Raw genomic sequence first — 21,010 nt, 5'->3', positions numbered from 1 at the left:
TGACGGAAAGCGCATGGGGAAAAACAAATGGGCCCCACCCGGAAATCCGGGTGGGGCCCACCGTCTAGCTATCGGCTAGCGGGAAGCGAGAGCCTCAGCTCTGGCCGCCGGCCAGCTTCTCGCGCAGAGCGGCCAGGGCCTCGTCGGAGGCCAGGGCGCCCGAGCCCTCGTCGCTGCTGGACGAGTAGGAACCACCGGCGGCAGCGGCGACGGCGTCGCCACCCTCCTCGGCGGCCTGGGCGTCGGCCTCGCGGCTCTTGATGACCTGCGCCTGGTGCTGCTCGAAGCGCGACTGCGCCTCGGCGTACTGGCGCTCCCACTCCTCGCGCTGCTTCTCGAAGCCGGGCAGCCAGTCGTTCGCCTCGGGGTCGAAGCCCTCCGGGTAGATGTAGTTGCCCTGGTCGTCGTACGAGGCGGCCATGCCGTACAGGGTCGGGTCGAACTCGACCTCGGCCGGGTTGGCACCCAGGGCCTCGTTGGCCTGCTTGAGCGACAGGCTGATGCGGCGACGCTCGAGGTCGATGTCGATGACCTTGACGAAGATCTCGTCGCCGACCTGGACGACCTGCTCCGGGATCTCGACGTGGCGCTCGGCCAGCTCGGAGATGTGGACCAGACCCTCGATGCCCTCGTCCACGCGGACGAACGCACCGAACGGAACCAGCTTGGTGACCTTACCCGGAACGACCTGGCCGATCTGGTGGGTACGGGCGAACTGCTGCCACGGGTCCTCCTGGGTCGCCTTCAGCGACAGGGAGACGCGCTCGCGGTCCATGTCAACGTCGAGAACCTCGACGGTGACCTCCTGGCCGACCTCGACAACCTCGGACGGGTGGTCGATGTGCTTCCAGGACAGCTCGGAGACGTGCACCAGGCCGTCGACGCCACCCAGGTCCACGAAGGCACCGAAGTTGACGATCGAGGAGACGACGCCGGAGCGCACCTGGCCCTTCTGCAGGGTGGTGAGGAAGGTCTGGCGGACCTCGCTCTGGGTCTGCTCCAGCCAGGCACGGCGGGACAGGACCACGTTGTTGCGGTTCTTGTCCAGCTCGATGATCTTGGCCTCGAGCTCCTTGCCCACGTAGGGCTGGAGGTCGCGGACGCGGCGCATCTCGACGAGCGAGGCCGGAAGGAAGCCACGGAGGCCGATGTCGAGGATGAGACCACCCTTGACGACCTCGATGACGGTACCGGTGACGATGCCGTCCTCTTCCTTGATCTTCTCGATCGTGCCCCAGGCACGCTCGTACTGAGCGCGCTTCTTGGACAGGATGAGACGACCCTCCTTGTCCTCCTTCTGGAGAACCAGGGCCTCGATGTTGTCACCGACGGCGACGACCTCGTGCGGGTCAACGTCGTGCTTGATCGAGAGCTCGCGGGACGGGATGACGCCCTCGGTCTTGTAACCGATGTCGAGGAGGACCTCGTCACGGTCGACCTTCACGATGACGCCCTCGACGATGTCGCCATCGTTGAAGTACTTGATGGTCTCGTCGATGGCGGCGAGGAAGGCCTCCGCGTCGCCGATGTCGTTGACCGCGACCTGCGGGGTGGTGCTGAGGGAGGAGTCGGTGGGGCTCGTCATTAGGAAAAGGGCTCCGGTACGGACATGAAAGTCGTAGGTAATGCCACGCGGAGGGCCCGTATCGCTCCCACCGAAAGCCGGACAGCCAAGAACACGGCACACCGGTGGTCCCGTAACAACGAGAACCGGCGTCCGTCTTGCGACCGTGGGGTCTTCGACAGATGCGAGCGCGACCTGCTCCGTCCGAGGCGCGCAGGCCCGCAGCGCAACTTGTAGCATACGGGGACGGCCAGGCACGGTCAATGCCGAAGGACGGCAAGACGGTGGAGCCCGGTACGGATCAGGCCATATCCTCCGAATGCGCGCCTCGCGGCGGCGCCCGAAGGGGCCACGTCCCCGGATGCCACCGCCAGGATCCGGACCCTGACGGGCCGGTTCGCGGCAGCGGCGCTTCCGCACTCCATACCCTACGCGATGGGCATTGTCACCGTGGCCACCACCCCCCAAGCAGACCTGCACGATCTTGACACCTCCGCCGCGCGGGTCGAGGAAGAGGGCGACGACGCGGTGCGCCGCGCGGCCGGCACCGGGGAGAGCAGCCGGGCCAGCCGGCACTGGTGGGACCGCAACGCCGACGAGTACCAGGACGAGCACGGCGAGTTCCTCGGCGACGACCGCTTCACCTGGTGCCCCGAGGGCCTGGACGAGGCCGACGCCCGCCTGCTCGGCGACGTCGCCGGCCGCGACGTGCTGGAGATCGGCGCCGGCGCCGCCCAGTGCTCCCGCTGGCTGGCCGCCCGGGACGCCCGGCCGGTCGCCCTCGACATCTCCTACCGCCAGCTCCAGCACTCCCGCCGGATCGACCTCGGCCGCGGCACCACGCCCGTCGCCGTCGTCCAGGCCGACGCCGCCGTCCTCCCCTTCGCCGACGCCTCCTTCGACCTCGCCTGCTCCGCCTACGGCGCCGTCCCGTTCAGCGCCGACACCGCCGCCCTGATGCGCGAGGTCCACCGGGTCCTGCGGCCCGGCGGGCGCTGGGTGTTCTCGGTGACCCACCCGATCCGCTGGGCCTTCCCGGACGAGCCCGGCGTCGAGGGCCTCACCGCGGCCTCCTCCTACTTCGACCGCACCCCCTACGTCGAGCAGGACGAACAGGGCCGGGCCACCTACGTCGAGCACCACCGCACCGTCGGCGACCGGGTCCGCGAACTCGTCGCCGCCGGCTTCCGGCTGGTCGACCTGGTCGAGCCCGAGTGGCCGGCCGGCCTGGAGCAGGAGTGGGGCGGCTGGTCCCCGCTGCGCGGGCGGCTGATCCCCGGGACCGCGATCTTCGTCGCCGAACGGGGCTGATGTCTTGCTGAACCCGGCCTGGCGCGAACTGCCCGTCCGCACCGCCCTGCCCGCCCTGCACGACGCGCTGGACGGGACCGGCACCGCCGTCCTCGCCGCGCCGCCCGGCACCGGCAAGACCACCCTGGTGCCGCTCGCCCTGGCCGGACTGCTCGCCGACGGCCGGCCCGCACGGCGGGTGCTCGTCGCCGAACCGCGCCGGCTCGCCGTACGGGCCGCCGCCCGGCGGATGGCCTGGCTGCTCGGCTCGTCCGTGGGCCGCGAGGTCGGGTACACGGTGCGCGGCGAGCGCCGCACCGGGCCGGACACGGTCGTCGAGGTGGTCACCACCGGCGTCCTGCTGCAACGCCTCCAGCGGGACCAGGAGTTGCCCGGTGTGGACGTCGTCGTCCTGGACGAGTGCCACGAACGGCACCTCGACGCCGACACCGCGCTCGCCTTCCTGCTGGACGTCCGGGCGGCGCTGCGGCCCGAACTGCGCCTGGTCTGCGCCTCCGCCACCTCCGACACCGAGGCCTGGGCCGAACTCCTCGGCGGCGCCCCGGTGGTGGAGGCGCACGGGACCTCCCACCCGGTCGAGGTGGTCTGGGCACCGCCGCCGCGCGCCGTCCGGCCCGCCCACGGCACCCGGGTCGACCCGGCGCTGCTCGACCACGTCGCGGCGGTGGTGCGGCGAGCGCTGAGCGAGCGGGACGGGGACGTGCTCTGCTTCCTGCCCGGCGTCGGCGAGATCTCCCGGGTCGCCGGGCAGCTGGGCGGCCTGCCTTCCGTTGATGTCCTCCAGCTGCACGGCCGCGCCCCGCAGGCCGTCCAGGACGCCGCGCTCACCCCGTCCCCTTCACGGCGGGTCGTGCTCACCACCGCCGTCGCCGAGTCCTCGCTCACCGTGCCCGGCGTCCGGGTCGTCGTGGACGCCGGACTGGCCCGCGAACCCCGCACCGACCACGCCCGCGGTCTGGCCGGACTGGTCACCGTCCGCGCCTCGCTCGCCGCCGCCCGCCAACGCGCCGGCCGCGCCGGGCGCGAAGCCCCCGGCACCGTCTACCGCTGCTGGAACGAAGCCGAGGACGCCCTCGCCGCCCGCTTCCCCACCCCCGAGATCGCGCTCGCCGACCTCACCCCCTTCGCCCTCCAGGCCGCCTGCTGGGGCGACCCGGACGCCACCGGCCTCGCCCTGCCCGACGCCCCGCCCGCCGGGGCGATGGCCGCCGCCCGACAGACCCTCACCGCCCTCGGCGCGGTCTCCCCGGACGGACGGGCCACACCGCGCGGCGTCCGGCTCGCCCGCACCGGACTGCACCCCCGACTGGGGCGCGCCCTCGTCGACGGGGCGGCGGCGGTCGGAGCGCGGCGGGCAGCCGAGGTCGTCGCGCTGCTCTCCGAGGAGCCACCGCGGGCCCTGGGCGACGACCTCGGCGCGGTCTGGCGGACCGTCCGGTCCGCGAAGGACCCGTACGCCGGCCGCTGGCGCGACGAAGTCCGCCGCCTGCTCCGCGCCACCTCCGACGAACCCGCCACCGACCTGCCCGACGCGGCCGCCGCCGGACTCGTCGTCGCCCTCGCCTTCCCGGAGCGGATCGCCCGCGCCCGCGTCGAACGGCCCGCCCCCGGCGAACGCAGCCCGTACCTGATGGCCTCCGGCACGGCCGCCGAACTCGCCCCCGGCACCGTGCTCGGCGCCCTGCCCTGGCTCGCCGTCGCCGTCGCCGACCGCCCGGCGGGGTCGCACTCGGCGCGCATCCTGCACGCGGCGGCGCTCGACGAGGCCACCGCCCTGGCCGCCGGGGCGGCGCTGGTCAGCAACCGTGCGGAGGTCCACTGGGACACCCGGCGGGGCGAGGTCGTCTCCCGCCGGGTGGAATCGCTGGGCGCCATCGAGCTGGCCGAGAAGCCGCTCGACCGCCCCGACCCTTTGCTCGTCCGGTCTGCCCTCCTCGAAGGCCTCGCCCGCGAGGGAGTGAGCACCCTGCTGACGTTCCGGTCGAACCTGCGTGAGCGCCTCGCCTTCCTCCACAGTGCCATCGGCGCCCCCTGGCCGGACGTCAGCGACGAGGCCCTCCTCGACCGTGCCGACGAGTGGCTGGAGCCCGAACTCTCCCGCGCCCGCCGCCGCACCGACCTCGCGAGGATCGACACGACCGCTGCCCTCCAGCGCCTCCTCCCCTGGGCCACCGGTGAAGCCGGCCGCCTGGACGAGCTGGCCCCCGAGCGCATCACGGTGCCCAGCGGATCGAAGATAAGAGTCGACTACACGACCGAACGCCCAGTGCTGGCCGCCAAGTTGCAAGAACTCTTCGGCTGGACCAAGACCCCCACCCTGGCCGCTGGCCGTGTGCCCCTCACCATCCACCTCCTCTCCCCCGCCGGCCGCCCCGCCGCCGTCACCGGCGACCTGGAGTCCTTCTGGCGCGAGGGCTACCGCGCCGTCCGCGCCGACCTCAGGGGCCGCTACCCCCGCCACCCCTGGCCCGAAGACCCCACCACCGCCGAACCCACCCGCCGCCTCAACGCCCGGAAGTGACAGACACCCAGCGGGTTCCTACCGGAAGGCCTCTCCCAGCAGAGCCTCCCGGTGCTGCCAGGCAAGCCGCAGAAGGGCCGCACCGGCGGGCTGCATCGGTTCGGTGCCCGTGAGGCGGTCCACCTGCTCGGCAACGAACGGAATCCCGACCGAGCACCCGGTCGCGTCCTCCGGTCCGACCCGATGGCCTTCGTCGTTGGTCGAGACGATCCGCTGGAACGTCTCATCGAACAGGTCGGCGTCGAACACGGCCACGGTCAGCATGTCGGTGACGAACGTCAGCGGATCCATGCCCAGGCCCAGCCAGAAGACCCGCAGTCTCCCGTGTTCGCGAGCAGTGGTGAGCGTCTTGTTGAGCGGCCAGGCCGCGTAGTCGATGGGCGCCCGGTCGCTTCCGTAGTCCTCGGTGTCACCGAGCAGTTCCTCGCTCAGCTCCCTGAGGATCGCCCGCCAGAGATCGAAGTCGTTCCCCTCGTTCCATGGTGCGTCGTGGGACGCCTGGAACATCCCGACCGGCATGACCTGGTAGAGGCCTCCACCGCTGGCGACCTTCTCGGGGTCGCGCCAGTGCAGCACGAACTCGGCCTCGCCGGCTGCCCGATCGTTCCGGATGGTGAGCGTGCTCGTTGCCGCCATGACGGGCCGATGCAGGAGGTCGGTCGGATCGGCGATGGACGCGCGGAAGGGCGTTGCCACAGGATCCACCGGCGTGTCCGGGCTCGCCAGGGCTGCCGCGGCGTATTCGTGCGCGGCAGCCTCGCAGATGTTGATCACGTCGAAGTACCGGCCCCGACCGAAGGTCAGCCTCGGACCCGTGGTTGATCCCTCGACGTCGAGCAGGCGATAGCAGTTTCGGTTCTCGAAGAGCCTCGGCTTGGCGAGATCCCGGACCGCGTCCGCGTACGTACGGTAGAGGGTCCCGTCCTCCCGGTGCGGTCTGATGTGATCGAGCTCGGGCTCACCGCCGTCCAACGGTGCCGCGGGCGCGTCCGGCTTCCAGCTCAGCCGGACGTGCTCCAGCGGCACCGGCTGTTCCGGAATCCAGTGCTGTCGGGCCAGAAGGGGTGTCCCCGGGATGAGACTCCCGGGCGTGCTCTCTACCAGCAGCCGCCCGGTCAACGCGTGACGCTGGTCGTTCAGGAAGCCGCGCACCCGTCGCCACTGCTCGACACTGGAGGATGGGGCGGGCTGGTCATCTGCCACGGGCGCGCTGGGCACGATGCTCCTTCGGTACTTCCAGGCAGGAGCCAAGCGTGCCGCACCCAGCGGCACCATGGGCTCTGTTCCGATGAACTGTAGGACACCCCTGCTCGGTGAACGGGATACCGGCGGAGGCATCCTGACCGTTCCGCTCCGGCTGCCTGTCCGACAGCCGGATACAGTGCCATCCCCCTGCCTGGCGGCGGGTACGGTCCCGAGGAGGCCACTCACCCGGAGGACGACACCCAGATGGCACTGACCGCCCCGACCGCCACCCGTCCCGGCGAGGCCGGACTCCCCTTCGCAGCTCTGATCCTGGACTTCGTCGGCGTACTGACCGCCAACGCCGGCCCCGCACACGGCGAGTGGTGCCTCGCCCAGGGCCTCGACGCCGGGGCGTGGCGGCAGACGCTCGGTTACGAGCCGGAAGCCAGCCGCCTGTACACCGAGCTCGAAGCCGGACGGCTGAGCCAGGCGGAGTGGAACCGGCGGGTGGCTCCCATCCTCGGCGTGCCGGAGCACGAGAACCTGATGGGCCGGGCATGGTCGGGCGTCCGGCCCGCCGACGACATGATCACGCTCGCCCGCTCGGCACGGCGGGCCGGCCTCAAGGTCGCGCTGCTCTCCAACTCCTTCGGCCTCGATCCGTACGACCCGTACGAGGCCCTGGGCGTGTGGGAGTTGTTCGACGTGACGGTGATCTCCGAGCGGGAGGGTGTGGCCAAGCCCGATCCGGCGATCTACCGGCTCACCCTGGACCGACTCGAACTGCCCGGCGAGGCCTGCCTGTTCGTGGACGACCACCCGAGGAACCTGCCCCCGGCCGAGGAACTCGGCATCACCACCGTCCTCGCCGACGGGCAGCCTGGCACTCCCGCCCGGATCGCAGCTCTGCTGGGATTCCCTGCCGAGCTCTGAGCCTTCACAGCGCGTTGGACCTGCGGCCGAACAACGAACAGTGGCTGGCGCACCACGAGAATCGCCCCGGAGCGCCAGTCAGCCAACCGCTTCCGGATGTCGGGACGACCATGGAAGCGGCCAAAACCAGTGAGTCCGCCGCGGAGCGTCCGGGGCACCCTCCTAGACACGCCTGGACATGGCCCACCACCTCCGCCGCCTGGCCTGTCACAGCAGGTGACGACCGTCATGAGCCCGGACACTTGGCGCAGCGTCGCCCCGAAGCCCGTCCAGGACACGTACGGCATAGACCTCGGCCATGCGTTCGGAGACCTCGGCCGGCGAGAGCCAAGCGACCTCGACCGACTCCTCCGAGAGCCGCATCGCCTCGCTCTCCGGTCGGCAGCGAAGGACGAGGGCGACGATCCCTCGGCTCACGTTCTTGTAGACGCCGGTCAGCCGCTCCACGCCGACCTTGATCCCGGTCTCCTCGTAGATCTCGCGGCGCACGCCGTCCTCGATGGTCTCGCCCAGTTCCAGCACGCCACCCGGGGGTTCCCAAGTTCCGTTGTCAGCCCGACGAATCGCCAGCACGCAGCCGTCCTCGCGCACCACCACTCCGGCGACGGACACCGAGTGGAGTGGCATTGACCGGGCCTTCCCTGCACTGTTACTCATGTGCAGGAGAATAGGAGCCCTGAAGGACTATGGCGAGTGGTGAGGTGGCCTCGTCGGCCACAGCGAAGTACCTACAGATAGCGGCCGACCTCGCCGCACAGATCAAGTCGGGTGCCCTGCCTCCCGGCGCGATCGTGCCGAGCGAGGCCGAACTCATGCAGCGATACGGAGTCGCGTCCGGGACAGCACGCAAGGCTGTCGCCGAACTCCGAACAGCTCAACTCATCGAGACGCACCACGGTCGAGGCTCGTTCGTCCGGTCCCGCCCGCCGGTACAGCGGAAGTCCGCAGACCGATTCCGCCGCGCCCATCGCAAGGCCGGCAAGGCCGCGTACCTCGCCGAGGCTGAGACCTCTGGCGGCATCCCATCCGTGACCGTGCTGTTCGTGGGCCCGACAGAAGCGCCTCCTGAGATCGCCGATCGATTGGGCCTTCCCACCGGCACCCAGGTACTGGCTCGCAAGCGCCGGTACTTCCGCGATGGGACACCAACCGAGGAAGCCACGTCGTACCTGCCGTGGGATGTGGCCAAGGACATCCCTGAAGTCTTCGCCGAGAACCCTGGCGGCGGCGGCATCTACGCCCGTCTCGAAGAGCACGGCTACTCTCTGGCCGAGTTCACCGAGTCCGTTCGGGCCCGGCTCGCGACCAAGCCCGAGACCAGAGCGCTCACCCTGAGCCCCGGCGCGCCAGTGATCCATCTCGTTCGCGATGCCATCACTACAGATGGCCGGGTAGTGGAGGTATGCGACACCGTCATGGCCGCCGACCAGTTCGTTCTCGACTACCGGTTCCCCGCGCATGACTGACTAGCCATCAACTCCCTCAACCCGTCGCGAGATTCTTCTCGCGACGGGTTGACTCATGCACAGGAGTAGGGCACTCTTCTATTCGCTACTCATGTACATAAGTGCATGGTGTGGTCTCATTTACAGGAGATGGCCGAGTCGTGCCACCCGGCCGCTGGATGGCGTCGCAGCAGGAACGTGAGGCACGACGAGTCTCTCCATCCGCACACACTGGTTCCCTTGGGGTACTTCGCCATGGTCAAAACCTGCTATCGCCCCCGCCGACGCCCACACGAGCTCCTGGGTCGGCTGTCAGAACACCGGCGGCCGACCCAACTTCGCCATCCGCCACACCGTGCTCCACCGCATCGGCCGTCGTGGCGGACAGGGCGTGCGCACGCCCTCGAAGAAGCCGGACCACCACGCCTTGAGACCGGACAGCGGCGGCCGGCGGACCACCGTGTAGGCCGCCCAGGAGGTGAGGTAGACCGGCACCAGGATGGCCGGCAGGTGGCGCTTGGCCAGCCAGACCCGGTTGCGGGCCGTCAGCCGGTAGTAGGTGGCGTGCCTGGCCGGGTCAGTGCGGGGGTGCTGGAGCACCATGTCGGCGCGGTAGTCAATGTGCCAGCCCGCGTCCAGGGCGCGCCAGGCGAAGTCGGTCTCCTCGTGGGCGTAGAAGAACGCGCCGGGGAACAGCCCGACCTGGTCGATCACGCTCATCCGGATGGCGTGGCCGCCGCCCAGGAACGTGGTCACCGGCCCGGACCGCATCGGGTCACTGGCACCGAGGCGGGGAACGTGCCGGCGCTGGGTGAACCCGGTCTCGTCCGCGATGCGGAAGGACACGATCCCGAGCTGCGGGTCCTGCTCGAAGGCTTCCCGGACCAACCGGAAGGTGTCGGTGCGGGGCAACAGGCCGTCGTCGTCCAGGACGACCAGCACGTCCGTATCGCCCAGTTCGCGCAGCCGCTCGACGCCGGCGTTGCGGCCGCCGGGGATGCCGAGGTTCTCCGGCAGTTCCACGGGGTCCACCCAGTCCGGCAGTTCGGGCAGCTCCACGCCCTGCCCGAGCAGCACGGTCCGCACGCCGTCGCTGCCGCCATCCTGGGCCCGCACCGAGTCCAGCAAAGCCGTCAGCTCCGCCGGCCGGTTTCCCATCGTCAGCACCACCACGCCCAGCGTGACGCCCATAACACCGACCCCAACATGAGAGACCCTTGCCGATCTTGCCGGCGCCGTTCCTCGGGGGCGCGTCGGTGCGCGTGGCAGCCGAGACGGACCGGCTCCCGGGCCACCGGCCCGGATATCCCGGTCACCCTCCCACAGCCCCCGCTCCCACTGGCGCCCAAAAGCCTCTGATTCGCCCGTAGGGAGGGTGCCGACTTCATTCATGGCATCGCTCCCGGCATCAGAGCGAGGTCACCTCAAGCGCGCCCAATCCACGGTGCTCCCCCATTCGCACGCCCCTTCCGAGGTATCCCCATGCCCACGTCCCGCCGCCCCCGCGCGTTCGCCGCCCGGCTCGACTCCCGCACCGAATCCACGCCCCTGGCACGGTACTTGCTCCGGGCATACCTCTCCGGGCTGCCCTCGGGAGACCGCTACCGCGACACCGCCGAACTGCTCCTCGGCGAACTCTTCGCCAACGCCGTCCAGCACTCCGACGCCCCCGACGACCGTCACATCGAGATCCGCTTCGCTCTGATCGACTCCCGCCTCCGGCTGGAGGTCCACGACGCCGGCAGCGGCCACCCCACCCTCCGAGCTGCCGCGCCCTCCGACGAGCACGGGCGCGGGCTCTTCCTCGTCAACGAACTCGCCGAACGCTGGGGCTGCACCCCGCGCCCCTGCGGCATCGGCAAGTTCATCTGGGCCCACATCGCCCCCGCCACCACCATCTGAAAGCCCGCCCCCATGCACCTCACGACCCTGGCCCGCCACGCCCTCTCCCGCGGCCGCACCCCCGCCGACACCTACGCCCTCCTCGCCCGCCGCACCCGCAAGCCCCTCCCCTCCGCCCGCGCCGTCTGCCTCGCCCTCACCATCCCCCACGCCGAAACCACCCGCCGCCTGAACGACTGCTACGACGCCCTCCTCGCGAACCCCACCCCCGGCACCGAAACCGACACCGGCGAACTCCTCGAAGCCCTCGGCGTCTTCGACATCCCCAAGTCCCTCACCGACACCGAACTCGCCATCGTCGACCACCTCCTCACCGCCATCGACGCCCACGGCAGCCTCCGCCCCGGCCACCACCACGGCCTCACCCGCTGGTTCACCACCGGCAACCTCACCACCGCCTACCTCTCCCTCACCACCACTCACCCCATGCCCCGCACCGGCAACCCCACCCTCTACTGGACCGCCCTCACCACCGCCGGCGAACTCCTCACCACCACCCACCACTCCGAGACCCGCATCAAGTACGCCCTCACCCACTGCCGCACCCAAGCCGCCCGCACCTGACCCCCCACCGTGCACAGGAAGTCGGCCGGTCCGACTTCCTACGCAACAGCCCAGCCCCGGAATCACGCAGAACGGAGAGGGCCAACTGTGAACCCCGCGACAGTCCCGCAGGAGACCGCCCTGCTGCGCCGCTACCGACACCGGATCCACGGCGTTCCCCGAAACCTGGTGATCCAGCCGACCGGCTTCTGCAATCTGGACTGCACGTACTGCTACCTGCCCGACCGCGATGCCAAGGCACCCATGCCGACAGCGGTCGCCGAAGCCGTCGCACGGTCGGAGAGCGAGCTGGTGGGCGAGTTGATGGGCGGCCACTCCCGAAAGCCCCTCGGGCTGATCTGGCACGCCGGAGAGCCGCTGGCACTCGGGCGGCGGCGGTTCACGGAACTGCTCCGGCCGTTCGAGGAACTACGCCGCAAGGGCCTGCTGGAGCACGCCGTCCAGAGGAACGCCACCCTGCTCAACGACGAGTGGTGCGACCTCCTGACCGAGTACGGGTTCCGGGTCGGTGTCAGCGTCGACGGCCCTGCGGACCTGACGGCGCGACGCATCGACCGCAAGGGCCGCCCGGCGTTCGACCGGATCATGAAGGGAATCGAGCGACTGCGGCGCCACGGTGTCCCCTTCTCGTTGATCGCCGTCGTCAGCCGGGAGACCATCACCCATCCCGATCGGCTCCTCGACTTCCTCGCCGCACTCCGGCCGGTCAGTATCGGCCTCAACATCGAGGAGTCGGAGGGCGTCAACACCGAGCGGCACCCGCCCACCCGCGAACAGGCCGTCGAGTTCTGGCGCAAGGTCCTTGCCTGGTCGCGCCGTCAGCCGGGCGGCACCGCCCCGGTACGGGAACTGGAACGCCTCGGCCGGTACCTGCGGATGAGCCGCGCCCAGCGGCCCGACCGTACGCACCTGAGCCGCGCGGACCCGCTGCCGACCATCGCCAAGAACGGCGACGTGTTCCTGCTGTCACCCGAACTGGCGGGTGTCACCGCACCCGCCTACAACGACTTCCGGGCCGGGAACATCCTCGAACAGTCGATCGGCGCCATCCTGGGCCAGGCACACCGACTGACCTACGTGGGCGAGTTCCTGACCGGCCTGGAGGAGTGCGAGTCCACCTGCGAGTTCTTCGACTACTGCCGGGGCTCACAGGCCGGGAACCGCTACTTCGAGCACCAGACCTTCGCCGTCGCCGAGACCGACTACTGCCGCGTCACCGAGCAGGCCCCGGTCCTGGCACTGGCCGACACCGTACGCGAGGAGCAAGCCACGCGACCGTTCTGGAACAGCTCGCCGCCGACGACGCCCCCGCCGTCGCGGATCTGATCGCCGCCGTCATTACGTCGGACGGGACGCCCACGATCGAGTGGGGCAACCAGCCGACCTGGGACAACAGCGGCGGAGGCCCCTGGGACAACGCCCCGTCCTGGGACAACTGGCAGAGCGCCCCTTGGGACAACTGGAACAACGGGCCGTCCTGGTCCGACTGGTCCAACCGCTGACAGTACCGGCAGCACAATGGGGCCCTCCTCCCACCCCGTCGGCCCGCCGCCTCCCGGGGCAGCGGGTCGGCGCCCGATCATCGACCGGAGAACCGCGTGCCCACCCGCCACTACGGCCGTACCACCATCACCCTCCCGGACTTGGACGACGACCCCTACCTGGGCGTCATCGCCTCCCCGCCCAGGCCCGGCAGCACCGTCACCGAGTTCCGCTACACGGATCAGGACATCCGGGACCTCGACCTCACCGAGGCCGATCTGCGCAACGGCATCCTGCACAACGTCTCCACCCAGCGCACCACCATCGAGAACGTCCGCTTCAGCTCCGTACAGATCACCGCCTGCGACCTCGGCGCGCTCCACCTGAGCGGCAGCAAGGCTTCCCGCACCCTGTTCCGCGGCTGCCGGCTCATGGGCTCAGCCATCACGGGCGCCGTCCTGGACAACGTCCTGTTCGAGAACTGCCGCCTCGACTACGCCACCTTCGACCGGATCCGCGCGAGCGGCCCGCTGGTCTTCGACCGGTGCGTGCTCACCGAGGCCGCCTTCACCGGCTGCGACCTCACCGACGTGGTGCTGCGCGACTGCACGCTGCTCGCCACCGCGTTCGGGACCGGCACGTACAAGGGCCTCGACCTCAGCGGCAGCGACCTGTCCGCCGTTCGCGGCGTCGGCAACCTGCGGGAAGCCGTCGTCAGCCGCGCCCAGCAGCTCCAGATCACCGACGCCCTCCTCGCCGAACTGAACGTCACCTACAGCGAGGACCTGCCGCAGAGCCGCTGACCACCACGCGAAGGGAGAGCCCATGTGAGGCCGTTCATCGTCTTCACCGACTACGCCGAGCTCCGCGACCGCTGCGAGATCGCCACCGTGGCGGTCGCGTACGGCCGTCCGGCCCACGAGGAGGGGGCTGTGGTCCCGGCCGGCCCGTGGACACCCATCGGCCCCACCGAGGCCGAACTCCTGCGCGCACCACGCAACGCCCCGGAAGCCCAGGCCGTAGAACTCGTCGCCTTCCCCGCCCCGCGCCCGCCGGAGACCACGGACGCCCCCTGGTGGACGGTCCGCCCGCCATTCACCCCCACACCGCGCACCCGCTACGCCAACCACGCCACCAGCCCCGCAGGCGACCTCACCGTCACGGTGAACCCCGCGAACGGAAAGCGGCTCGGCATCCACCTCGACAACTGGGACCGGCTCCCGTACGCCCGACGCCGGTTGTCCCGCCGCAGACTGTGCTTCAACGCGGGCCCGGGCTCCCGCTACCTCCTCATCGGCAACACCGACGTGTCGGCCATCTGCCGGCGCCTCGGCAGGGACGACCCGGCGCACCACCCGCACACCGACGACATCCGCGCCTACGTGCGCGCCGGGCATCCGCTCCGCTGCCTGCGACTGCGGATCGACCCCGGCGAGGGGTACCTCGCCCCCACCGAACTACTGCCCCACGACGGCTCCACAACGGACCTCCCCGAGCCCTCCACCGCCGCGTTCTGGCTCGACCACTGGCCGATCGGGGCGTTCCCCTCCCTGATCTGACCGACCGGACACGAGGCCGGCTGCGACGGGTGACACCGCGGACCGCCGCCGTCGGCGGGAGCACACGTGCGCAGGAAGTCGGCGGGGCCGACTTCCTGCGCACGTGTTGGGGCGGTCCGGACGGCGAAGGGCGGCCACCGCACCACGGGGATCGCCCCGGAGCGCCGGTCGGCCTAGCCACCCGCTGTCACGGGGTGCGCTGCGGCCCCTGGGTGGACGCGCTGCCCGCGGTGACGAGGACGGGGCCGGCGGCGGTCCGCGGCGCCGGGGCTCCGGTGCCAGGGCGGCCGGGCGCGGCGGGCGCAGCGGGCCGCAGGAGGACGGCGCAGGCGAGGGCCGCCAGCAGGGCGAGCGAGGCCGACACGACCAGACAGAGCTGGAGGCCGTCGAGGAAGGAGCCGCTGAGCGCGCTCAGGGCCGGCCTGGTGGCGGGGCCGAGGTCGAGCCCGGCGACGGCGCCGAGGCCCTGTTCCCGGGCGACGGCGAGGACGTGGCCGCCGGTCTCCGTGGGCACGCCGGCGTCGGTGAGGCGGCCGGGCAGGGCGTCGAGGGCGCGGGTGGTGAGGAGGGTGCCGAGGACGGCGGGGCCGAGGGCGCCGCCGAGCTGGCGGAAGGCGTTGTTGCCCGCCGCGGCCATGCCGGCCAGGTGGTGCGGTACGGAGGAGACGGCGGAGGCCGTCATCGGGGTGAGGACGGCGCCGATGCCGAGGCCGAGCAGGACCAGGCGCCAGGTGAGCGACCCGTACGAGGTGCCCGCGTCGACGCCGGTCAGCGACAGCAGCGAGCCCGCCATCACCACCAGACCGGTGGTGATCATGACTCGGGGGGACACCCGGTGCATCAGCCGTCCGACGGGGACGCCCGCGACCAGGGACGTCCCGGACACCAGGACCATCCGCAGTCCGGCCTCCCACGTGCTCAGGTGCTGCACCAGGCCGAAGTACAGGCTCAGGACGAAGAAGAAGCCGATCAGCCCCAGGAAGCTGATCATGGCGACCAGTGACGTGGCGGCGAAGGCGGGGCTGCGGAACAGGGCCAGGTCGAGCATCGGGCTGTCGCTGCGGCGCTCCACGAGGACGAACGCGACGGCGCTCACGGCACCGATCACCAGGGCCGCCACCACGGAGGGCGTGCCGAAGCCGTCGGCGCCGCCCTCGATCACGCCGTAGACGACGGCGGTGACCGTGACGGCCGCGCTGATCTGCCCGGGCCAGTCGAGCCGCCGGCCGTGCGGCGCCCGGGAGTCGGGCAGCAGGAAGGCCGCGACGACCAGTACGACCAGGGACACCGGGATCGGCAGGAGGAAGATCCAGCGCACCGCGACGTGCTGCTGCAGCAGCCCGGCGATCAGCGGTCCCATGGCCAGCGAGGCCAGCATGGACATCGCCCACAGGCCGATGAACCTCCCGCGCTCCCGGTGGTCGGGGACGGCGTGGCTGATCAGGGCCAGCGTGGTGGGCAGCAGGGCAGCCGCACCCAGTCCGGAGGCCGCCTGCCCGACCCACAGCAGCTGCACCGAGTCCGCGGTCAGCGAGACGGCCGCGCCCAGGGCGCAGAAGGCCATGCCCGCCTGGAACACCCGCTTGCGGCCGTGGACGTCGCCCCACACCCCGGTGGTCAGGATCAGCGCGGCCATCGGCAGCACGAACGCGTCCGAGACCCAGGACAGTTGGGAGGTCGAGGCGCCCAGCACCCGCTGGAGCGCCGGCAGGCTCACGGACACGGTGGTCACGGGAAGGTAGGCGACGAAGACGCCCAGGCAGGCCATGACGAGCGTGACGCCTCGTCCGGCCACGGGGCGCTGCACCGTTGCGGAGTTCACGGGGTGGTTCCTTCGACTGCGGGATGCCGCGCGGGCACCGGTTGCTGGGGCACCGCAAAGCTTCGGCCCCACGGGCGGGGAATCCCCAAGCGATCCCGGCAGACGTACCGGAACCTCCGTTCCGGCCCGCGCCTGTGTCAGGATTCCTCCGTGCCTGACGATCTGGACCGCAAAATCATCCACGGGCTCTACAGCGCCCCCCGGGTCTCGTTCCGCCGCCTCGGCGAGGTCGTGGGGGTGTCCGAACAGACCGTGGCCCGCCGCTACAACGCGCTGCGGCGCGGCGGGATCCTGCGCGTCATCGGGCAGCGGAGCCCGTCCGCCCACGGGCAGGCGGAGTGGGTCGCGCGGCTGCGCTGCCGCCCGGAGGCCGTGGGGCCCGTCGCCGACTCCCTGGCCCGCAGGCCCGAGGTCGGCTACGCCAGCATCGCCTCCGGCGGGTCGGAGATCATCTGCACCATCCGCTCGGCCGCCGGCACCGGGCGCGACGACGTCCTGCTGCGGCAGCTCCCGCGCGCCGCCTCGGTCCTCGACATGAGCGTCGACCTCCTCCTGCACGCGTTCGGCGCCCCGGACGCGGTCGGCTGGGCCGGCGGGGAGCGCTCCCTGACCGACGAGCAGGTGCGACTGCTGACGGCGGAGCGCCCCGTGGCCGCCGGGCCGCCGCTCGCCCCGGCCGACGAGGACCTCCCGCTCTTCGAGGCCCTGGCGGAGGACGGCCGCGCCTCCCACACCCGCCTGGCGGAGGTCACCGGCTGGTCCACGCCCCGGGTCGCCCGCCGGCTGGAGGCCCTGGAGGCCTCCGGCTCCCTCGCCTACGGCATCGACATCCTGCCGGAGCGCCTCGGCTACGAGCTCAACGCCGTCCTCTGGCTCCAGGTCGACCTGCCCGGACTCGACCGGATCGGCGAGGAGCTCGGCCGGCACGAGGAATGCGCCTTCGTCGCGGCGACCAGTGGCAGGCACAACCTCATGGCCGTCGTCATCTGCCGGGACACCCCCGACTTCTACCGCTACCTCAGCGGCCGCCTGGCCCGCATCGAGGGCATCAGGGGCTACGAGATCAGCATCCGCGTCCGCCGCCTCAAGCAGTCCGTGTCCCTGATCCACCACGGACGGCTGATCCACCCCCCGCTGGGCTGACGCGGGCGCACCGAGGAACGGGCCCGGACGCCTCGCGCGCCCGGACCCGCCCGAAGGCCACCCGTCAGTGCGCGGCGGCCTCCCAGTTCGGGCCGACGCCGACCGAGACGTCCAGCGGGGCGCGCAGCGGGTAGGCGCCCGCCATCTGCTCGCGGACGACGGCCTCGACCCGCTCGCGCTCGCCGGGGGCCAGCTCCAGCACGATTTCGTCGTGCACCTGGAGCAGCATCCGGGAGGTGAGGCCGGCCGCGCGCAGCGCCTCGTCGACCCGGAGCATGGCGATCTTGACGATGTCGGCGGCCGAGCCCTGGATCGGGGCGTTGAGGGCCATCCGCTCGGCCATCTCGCGGCGCTGGCGGTTGTCGCTGTTGAGGTCCGGCAGGTAGCGGCGGCGGCCGAGGAGGGTCTCGGTGTAGCCGGTGGCCCGGGCCTCGTCGACGACCCGGCGCAGGTAGTCCCGGACGCCGCCGAAGCGCTCGAAGTAGGTGTCCATCAGGCCCTGGGCCTCGGTCGGCTTGATGCCGAGCTGCTGCGAGAGCCCGTACGCGGACAGCCCGTACGCCAGGCCGTAGGACATCGCCTTGATCTTGCGGCGCATCTCGGCGTCCACCGCCGCGCCCGGCACCTCGAAGACCTGGGAGGCGACGGTGGTGTGCAGGTCCTCGCCGGAGGCGAAGGCCTCCAGCAGCGCCTCGTCCTCGGACAGGTGCGCCATGATCCGCAGTTCGATCTGCGAGTAGTCGGCGGTGAGCAGCGACTCGTAGCCCTCGCCGACGATGAAGGCGCGGCGGATCGCCCGGCCCTCCTCGGTGCGGACCGGGATGTTCTGCAGGTTCGGGTCCTGCGAGGAGAGCCGGCCGGTGGCGGCGACCATCTGGTTGAAGGTGGTGTGGATCCGGCCCTTGGGCGAGACGGTCTTGAGCAGGCCCTCGACGGTGGTGCGCAGCTTGGCCTGGTCGCGGTGGCGCAGCAGGATGACCGGCAGTTCGTTGTCGGTCTGGGTGGCCAGCCAGGTGAGCGCGTCGGCGTCGGTGGTGTAGCCGGTCTTGATCTTCTTGGTCTTGGGGAGCGCGAGCTCGCCGAAGAGGATCTCCTGGAGCTGCTTGGGCGAGCCGAGGTTGAACTCGCGGCCGGCGGCGGCGTGCGCCTCCTCCACCACGCGCTGGATCTCGGCGGCGAACTGCGCCTCCAGCCGGGTGAGCCACTCGCGGTCGGCGGCGATGCCGTAGCGCTCCATGCGGGCGAGCAGGGCGGCGATGGGCAGTTCCATGTCGCGCGTCAGCTCGACGGCGCCGACCTCGGCGAGGCGGGTGTCGAAGAGCGCGGCGAGGTCGAGCACGGCGCGGGCCTGGAGCATCAGCGACCGGGCGGCGGCCGTCTCGTCCTCCTCCGGTGCGTCGAAGGAGAGTTGGCCGCTCTCGGTGGCGGGGGCCGGGGTGAGCGAGCGGCCCAGGTACTCCTCGGCGAGCACCTCCAGGGTGAAGGTGCGGCGGCCGGGCTTGATCAGGTAGGCGGCGAGCGCGGTGTCGGCGACGACGCCGTCGATCGTCCAGCCGCGCTCGGCGAAGGCGCGCATGACCTGCTTGGCGATGTGCAGGGCCTTGGGGGCGGCGGCGTCGGCGAGCCAGCCGGCGAAGGCCCGCTCGTCCTCCTCGGCGAGCAGCGCCGGGTCGAACCAGGCGGCCGTCTCCCCCGCGGCGAGGGCGACTTCGGTGACCTCGCCGGTGCCGAGCGCCCACTGGTAGACGGCGGCGAGGGCGACGGTGGTCTTGCCGTCGGAGGCGTGCTCGGCCAGCCAGGCGGCCAGGGTGCCCGGGTCGGTGAGGAGTTCGCCGTCCACCTCGACGCCGGGGGCGAGTTCGGCCTCGGCGGTGTCCGAGCTGGTGGACGGGTCGATGCCGAAGACGCGGTCGCGGAAGTTGGCGTTGCGGAACTCCAGCGACTCCATCAGGGTGCCGACGGCGTCCTTGTCGAACGGCTTGCGGTCCAGGTCGGTGACGCCGAGCGGGAGTTCGACGTCGCGGACCAGCTCGGTGAGCACCCGGTTGCGCTTGACCGAGTCGAGGTGGTCGCGCAGCTTCTCGCCGATCTTGCCCTTGACCTCGTCGGCGCGGGCGACGAGTTCGTCGAAGGAGCCGAACTGGTTGACCCACTTGGCGGCCGTCTTCTCGCCGACGCCGGGGATGCCGGGCAGGTTGTCGGACGGGTCGCCGCGCAGGGCGGCGAGGTCCGGGTACTGGCGCGGGGTGACGCCGTACTTCTCGGCGACCTTCTCCGGGGTGTAACGGGTGAGCTCGGAGACGCCCTTGGTCGGGTAGAGCACGGTGACGTGGTCGGTGACCAGCTGGAGCGAGTCGCGGTCCCCGGTGACGATGTCGACGTCGTAGCCGGCCGCCTCGGCGGCGGTGGCCAGGGTGGCGATGATGTCGTCGGCCTCGAAGCCCTCGGCCGTCAGCCGGGGGACGTGCATGGCGTCGAGCAGTTCGCCGATCAGGCCGACCTGGCTCTTGAACTCGTCCGGCGTCTTGGCGCGGTTGGCCTTGTAGTCGGGGAACTCGACGGAGCGGAACGTCTGCCGGGAGAGGTCGAAGGCGACGGCGAGGTGGGTGGGCTGCTCGTCCCGGACGGTGTTGGCGAGCATCGAGGCGAAGCCGTAGACCGCGTTGGTGGGCTGGCCGGTGGAGGTGTTGAAGTTCTCCACGGGCAGGGCGTAGAAGGCCCGGTAGGCCATCGAGTGCCCGTCGAGCAGCATCAGCCGGGGCCGCGGGCCGGCCCCGCCGCCACCCGTCGCGCCCTTGTCCGTACTCTGCGTAGCCACGTCAACGTCCGTTCCTGCCGATTCCACTACCGGCCACCGATCCTATGGCCCGGCACCGACAAAAAGGACGCCGCGCCGGTCCGGCCACCGCTGCTACCTATGAGTAGGACGGTCGTACGATCACAGGCGGCACACCCCCGAGCGGCAGGAGTTCCCCCATGACCGACGCGGTCCCCGACACCGCCCCCGAGACCGTCCCCGGCACCGCCCCCGACAGCGCGCACGACGGCACGCCCGTCCTGAACGTCCCGCAGGACGTGCTGGACCACTTCGCCAAGCTCGGCGTGAACGCGCAGACCTTCTCCGGCGGCCACCTCGGCGAGAAGCTCGGCATCCGGATCGTCGAGGCCTCCGGCGACCGCGTGGTCGGCACCATGCCGGTGGAGGGCAACCAGCAGCCGTACGGGCTGCTGCACGGCGGCGCGTCGGCGGCGCTGGCCGAGACGCTGGGCTCGATCGGGGCGATGCTGCACGCCGGCCCCGGCCGCTACGCGGTCGGCGTGGACCTCAACGCCACCCACCACCGCTCGGCCACCTCCGGGCTGGTGACCGGGGTGGCGACGGCCGTGTTCAAGGGCCGCACCGCCGCCACCTACGAGATCGTGATCACCGACGACACCGGCCGGCGGATCACCAGCTGCCGGCTGACCTGCATGCTGCGCGACCTCTGACCGAACTCCGAGGCGTGACAACGTCCGCACAGCGGACCGGAGTTCACTCCGGACAACATCAAGTCCCTTTTCCGCCCCCTTGTTTGACCT

18 protein-coding genes are annotated in these 21,010 nt (G+C 71.4%); 12 read left to right on the top strand and 6 right to left on the bottom strand.

Going from position 1 to position 21,010, the window contains the following annotated elements; translation table 11 throughout:
* Nucleotides 1-94: 94 nt before the first annotated feature.
* Nucleotides 95-1,585: a 30S ribosomal protein S1 gene (rpsA, locus tag ACLWS4_RS05595; RefSeq protein ID WP_049653883.1), complete on the bottom strand. Its 1,491-nt coding sequence runs from the start codon at nt 1,583-1,585 to the stop codon at nt 95-97.
* Between the two features lie 414 nt (nt 1,586-1,999).
* Between rpsA and ACLWS4_RS05590 the strand changes: the two genes are divergently transcribed.
* Nucleotides 2,000-2,875 (top strand): class I SAM-dependent methyltransferase, encoded by an 876-nt coding sequence (locus tag ACLWS4_RS05590; protein WP_117487384.1) that lies wholly within the window; start codon nt 2,000-2,002, stop codon nt 2,873-2,875.
* Nucleotides 2,876-2,879: 4 nt separating this feature from the next.
* On the top strand, nt 2,880-5,396 hold the full coding sequence (hrpB, locus tag ACLWS4_RS05585; protein ID WP_416873486.1) for an ATP-dependent helicase HrpB: 2,517 nt from the start codon (nt 2,880-2,882) through the stop codon (nt 5,394-5,396).
* 18 nt (nt 5,397-5,414) lie between these two features.
* On the opposite strand, the gene ACLWS4_RS05580 is transcribed toward hrpB, so the two are convergent.
* The gene (locus ACLWS4_RS05580) at nt 5,415-6,614 is read right to left on the bottom strand and encodes a hypothetical protein (RefSeq protein ID WP_416873485.1); all 1,200 of its coding nucleotides are present in this window, start codon (nt 6,612-6,614) and stop codon (nt 5,415-5,417) included.
* 231 nt (nt 6,615-6,845) lie between these two features.
* On the opposite strand from ACLWS4_RS05580, the gene ACLWS4_RS05575 reads away from it, so the two are divergent.
* Entirely contained in the window at nt 6,846-7,514 is a 669-nt protein-coding gene (locus ACLWS4_RS05575) for an HAD family hydrolase (protein WP_416873484.1), read from the top strand.
* A gap of 207 nt (nt 7,515-7,721) precedes the next feature.
* Here the strand turns inward: ACLWS4_RS05575 and ACLWS4_RS05570 are convergent, their stop codons facing one another.
* Nucleotides 7,722-8,183, bottom strand: coding sequence for an NUDIX hydrolase (locus ACLWS4_RS05570; RefSeq protein WP_416873557.1), 462 nt, complete (start codon nt 8,181-8,183; stop codon nt 7,722-7,724).
* A 17-nt stretch (nt 8,184-8,200) separates the two neighbouring features.
* Between ACLWS4_RS05570 and ACLWS4_RS05565 the strand changes: the two genes are divergently transcribed.
* Entirely contained in the window at nt 8,201-8,980 is a 780-nt protein-coding gene (locus tag ACLWS4_RS05565; protein ID WP_074000970.1) for a GntR family transcriptional regulator, read from the top strand.
* A 291-nt stretch (nt 8,981-9,271) separates the two neighbouring features.
* Here ACLWS4_RS05565 and ACLWS4_RS05560 read toward each other — a convergent pair whose 3' ends face one another.
* Nucleotides 9,272-10,150 (bottom strand): glycosyltransferase family 2 protein, encoded by an 879-nt coding sequence (locus tag ACLWS4_RS05560; protein WP_416873483.1) that lies wholly within the window; start codon nt 10,148-10,150, stop codon nt 9,272-9,274.
* 291 nt (nt 10,151-10,441) lie between these two features.
* On the opposite strand from ACLWS4_RS05560, the gene ACLWS4_RS05555 reads away from it, so the two are divergent.
* The 6 genes from ACLWS4_RS05555 (at nt 10,442) to ACLWS4_RS05530 (ending at nt 14,466) form a co-directional block, all read left to right on the top strand.
* Entirely contained in the window at nt 10,442-10,861 is a 420-nt protein-coding gene (locus tag ACLWS4_RS05555) for an ATP-binding protein (RefSeq protein ID WP_416873482.1), read from the top strand.
* A gap of 12 nt (nt 10,862-10,873) precedes the next feature.
* Entirely contained in the window at nt 10,874-11,425 is a 552-nt protein-coding gene (locus ACLWS4_RS05550) for a hypothetical protein (RefSeq protein WP_416873481.1), read from the top strand.
* A gap of 87 nt (nt 11,426-11,512) precedes the next feature.
* Nucleotides 11,513-12,751, top strand: coding sequence for a cyclophane-forming radical SAM peptide maturase AmcB (gene amcB / locus ACLWS4_RS05545; protein ID WP_416873480.1), 1,239 nt, complete (start codon nt 11,513-11,515; stop codon nt 12,749-12,751).
* A complete protein-coding gene (gene amcA / locus ACLWS4_RS05540) occupies nt 12,706-12,927 on the top strand; it encodes a multiple cyclophane-containing RiPP AmcA (RefSeq protein WP_416873556.1) in 222 nt (73 codons plus the stop codon). Before amcB ends, amcA begins: the two co-directional genes overlap by 46 nt.
* 96 nt (nt 12,928-13,023) lie before the next feature.
* Nucleotides 13,024-13,710, top strand: coding sequence for a pentapeptide repeat-containing protein (locus tag ACLWS4_RS05535; RefSeq protein WP_416873479.1), 687 nt, complete (start codon nt 13,024-13,026; stop codon nt 13,708-13,710).
* A 24-nt stretch (nt 13,711-13,734) separates the two neighbouring features.
* Entirely contained in the window at nt 13,735-14,466 is a 732-nt protein-coding gene (locus ACLWS4_RS05530; protein ID WP_416873478.1) for a hypothetical protein, read from the top strand.
* Nucleotides 14,467-14,653: 187 nt separating this feature from the next.
* Here ACLWS4_RS05530 and ACLWS4_RS05525 read toward each other — a convergent pair whose 3' ends face one another.
* Nucleotides 14,654-16,234 carry an MFS transporter gene (locus tag ACLWS4_RS05525; protein WP_416873555.1) on the bottom strand — a complete coding sequence of 527 codons (1,581 nt, stop codon included), beginning with the start codon at nt 16,232-16,234 and terminating at the stop codon, nt 14,654-14,656.
* A gap of 204 nt (nt 16,235-16,438) precedes the next feature.
* On the opposite strand from ACLWS4_RS05525, the gene ACLWS4_RS05520 reads away from it, so the two are divergent.
* Nucleotides 16,439-17,431: an Lrp/AsnC family transcriptional regulator gene (locus tag ACLWS4_RS05520; RefSeq protein ID WP_049651562.1), complete on the top strand. Its 993-nt coding sequence runs from the start codon at nt 16,439-16,441 to the stop codon at nt 17,429-17,431.
* Nucleotides 17,432-17,495: 64 nt separating this feature from the next.
* Here ACLWS4_RS05520 and polA read toward each other — a convergent pair whose 3' ends face one another.
* Nucleotides 17,496-20,183: a DNA polymerase I gene (gene polA / locus ACLWS4_RS05515; protein ID WP_416873554.1), complete on the bottom strand. Its 2,688-nt coding sequence runs from the start codon at nt 20,181-20,183 to the stop codon at nt 17,496-17,498.
* 224 nt (nt 20,184-20,407) lie between these two features.
* Between polA and ACLWS4_RS05510 the strand changes: the two genes are divergently transcribed.
* Nucleotides 20,408-20,920, top strand: coding sequence for a PaaI family thioesterase (locus ACLWS4_RS05510; RefSeq protein ID WP_416873477.1), 513 nt, complete (start codon nt 20,408-20,410; stop codon nt 20,918-20,920).
* The last annotated feature ends 90 nt before the right edge of the window (nt 20,921-21,010 follow it).

The sequence above is a fragment of the Kitasatospora sp. SC0581 genome, from assembly GCF_048159585.1.
Taxonomy (GTDB): Bacteria; Actinomycetota; Actinomycetes; order Streptomycetales; family Streptomycetaceae; genus Kitasatospora.
This window is presented reverse-complemented; position numbering and strand designations above follow the sequence as displayed.

Coding starts and splice junctions, on each gene's coding strand:
- ACLWS4_RS05560 (WP_416873483.1), bottom strand. CDS start 10,150: ATGGGCGTCACGCTGGGCGTGGTGGTGCTGACGATGGGAAACCGGCCG.
- ACLWS4_RS05565 (WP_074000970.1), top strand. CDS start 8,201: ATGGCGAGTGGTGAGGTGGCCTCGTCGGCCACAGCGAAGTACCTACAG.
- ACLWS4_RS05575 (WP_416873484.1), top strand. CDS start 6,846: ATGGCACTGACCGCCCCGACCGCCACCCGTCCCGGCGAGGCCGGACTC.
- ACLWS4_RS05590 (WP_117487384.1), top strand. CDS start 2,000: ATGGGCATTGTCACCGTGGCCACCACCCCCCAAGCAGACCTGCACGAT.
- ACLWS4_RS05555 (WP_416873482.1), top strand. CDS start 10,442: ATGCCCACGTCCCGCCGCCCCCGCGCGTTCGCCGCCCGGCTCGACTCC.
- rpsA (WP_049653883.1), bottom strand. CDS start 1,585: ATGACGAGCCCCACCGACTCCTCCCTCAGCACCACCCCGCAGGTCGCG.
- polA (WP_416873554.1), bottom strand. CDS start 20,183: ATGCTGCTCGACGGGCACTCGATGGCCTACCGGGCCTTCTACGCCCTG.
- ACLWS4_RS05550 (WP_416873481.1), top strand. CDS start 10,874: ATGCACCTCACGACCCTGGCCCGCCACGCCCTCTCCCGCGGCCGCACC.
- ACLWS4_RS05510 (WP_416873477.1), top strand. CDS start 20,408: ATGACCGACGCGGTCCCCGACACCGCCCCCGAGACCGTCCCCGGCACC.
- ACLWS4_RS05525 (WP_416873555.1), bottom strand. CDS start 16,234: ATGGCCTGCCTGGGCGTCTTCGTCGCCTACCTTCCCGTGACCACCGTG.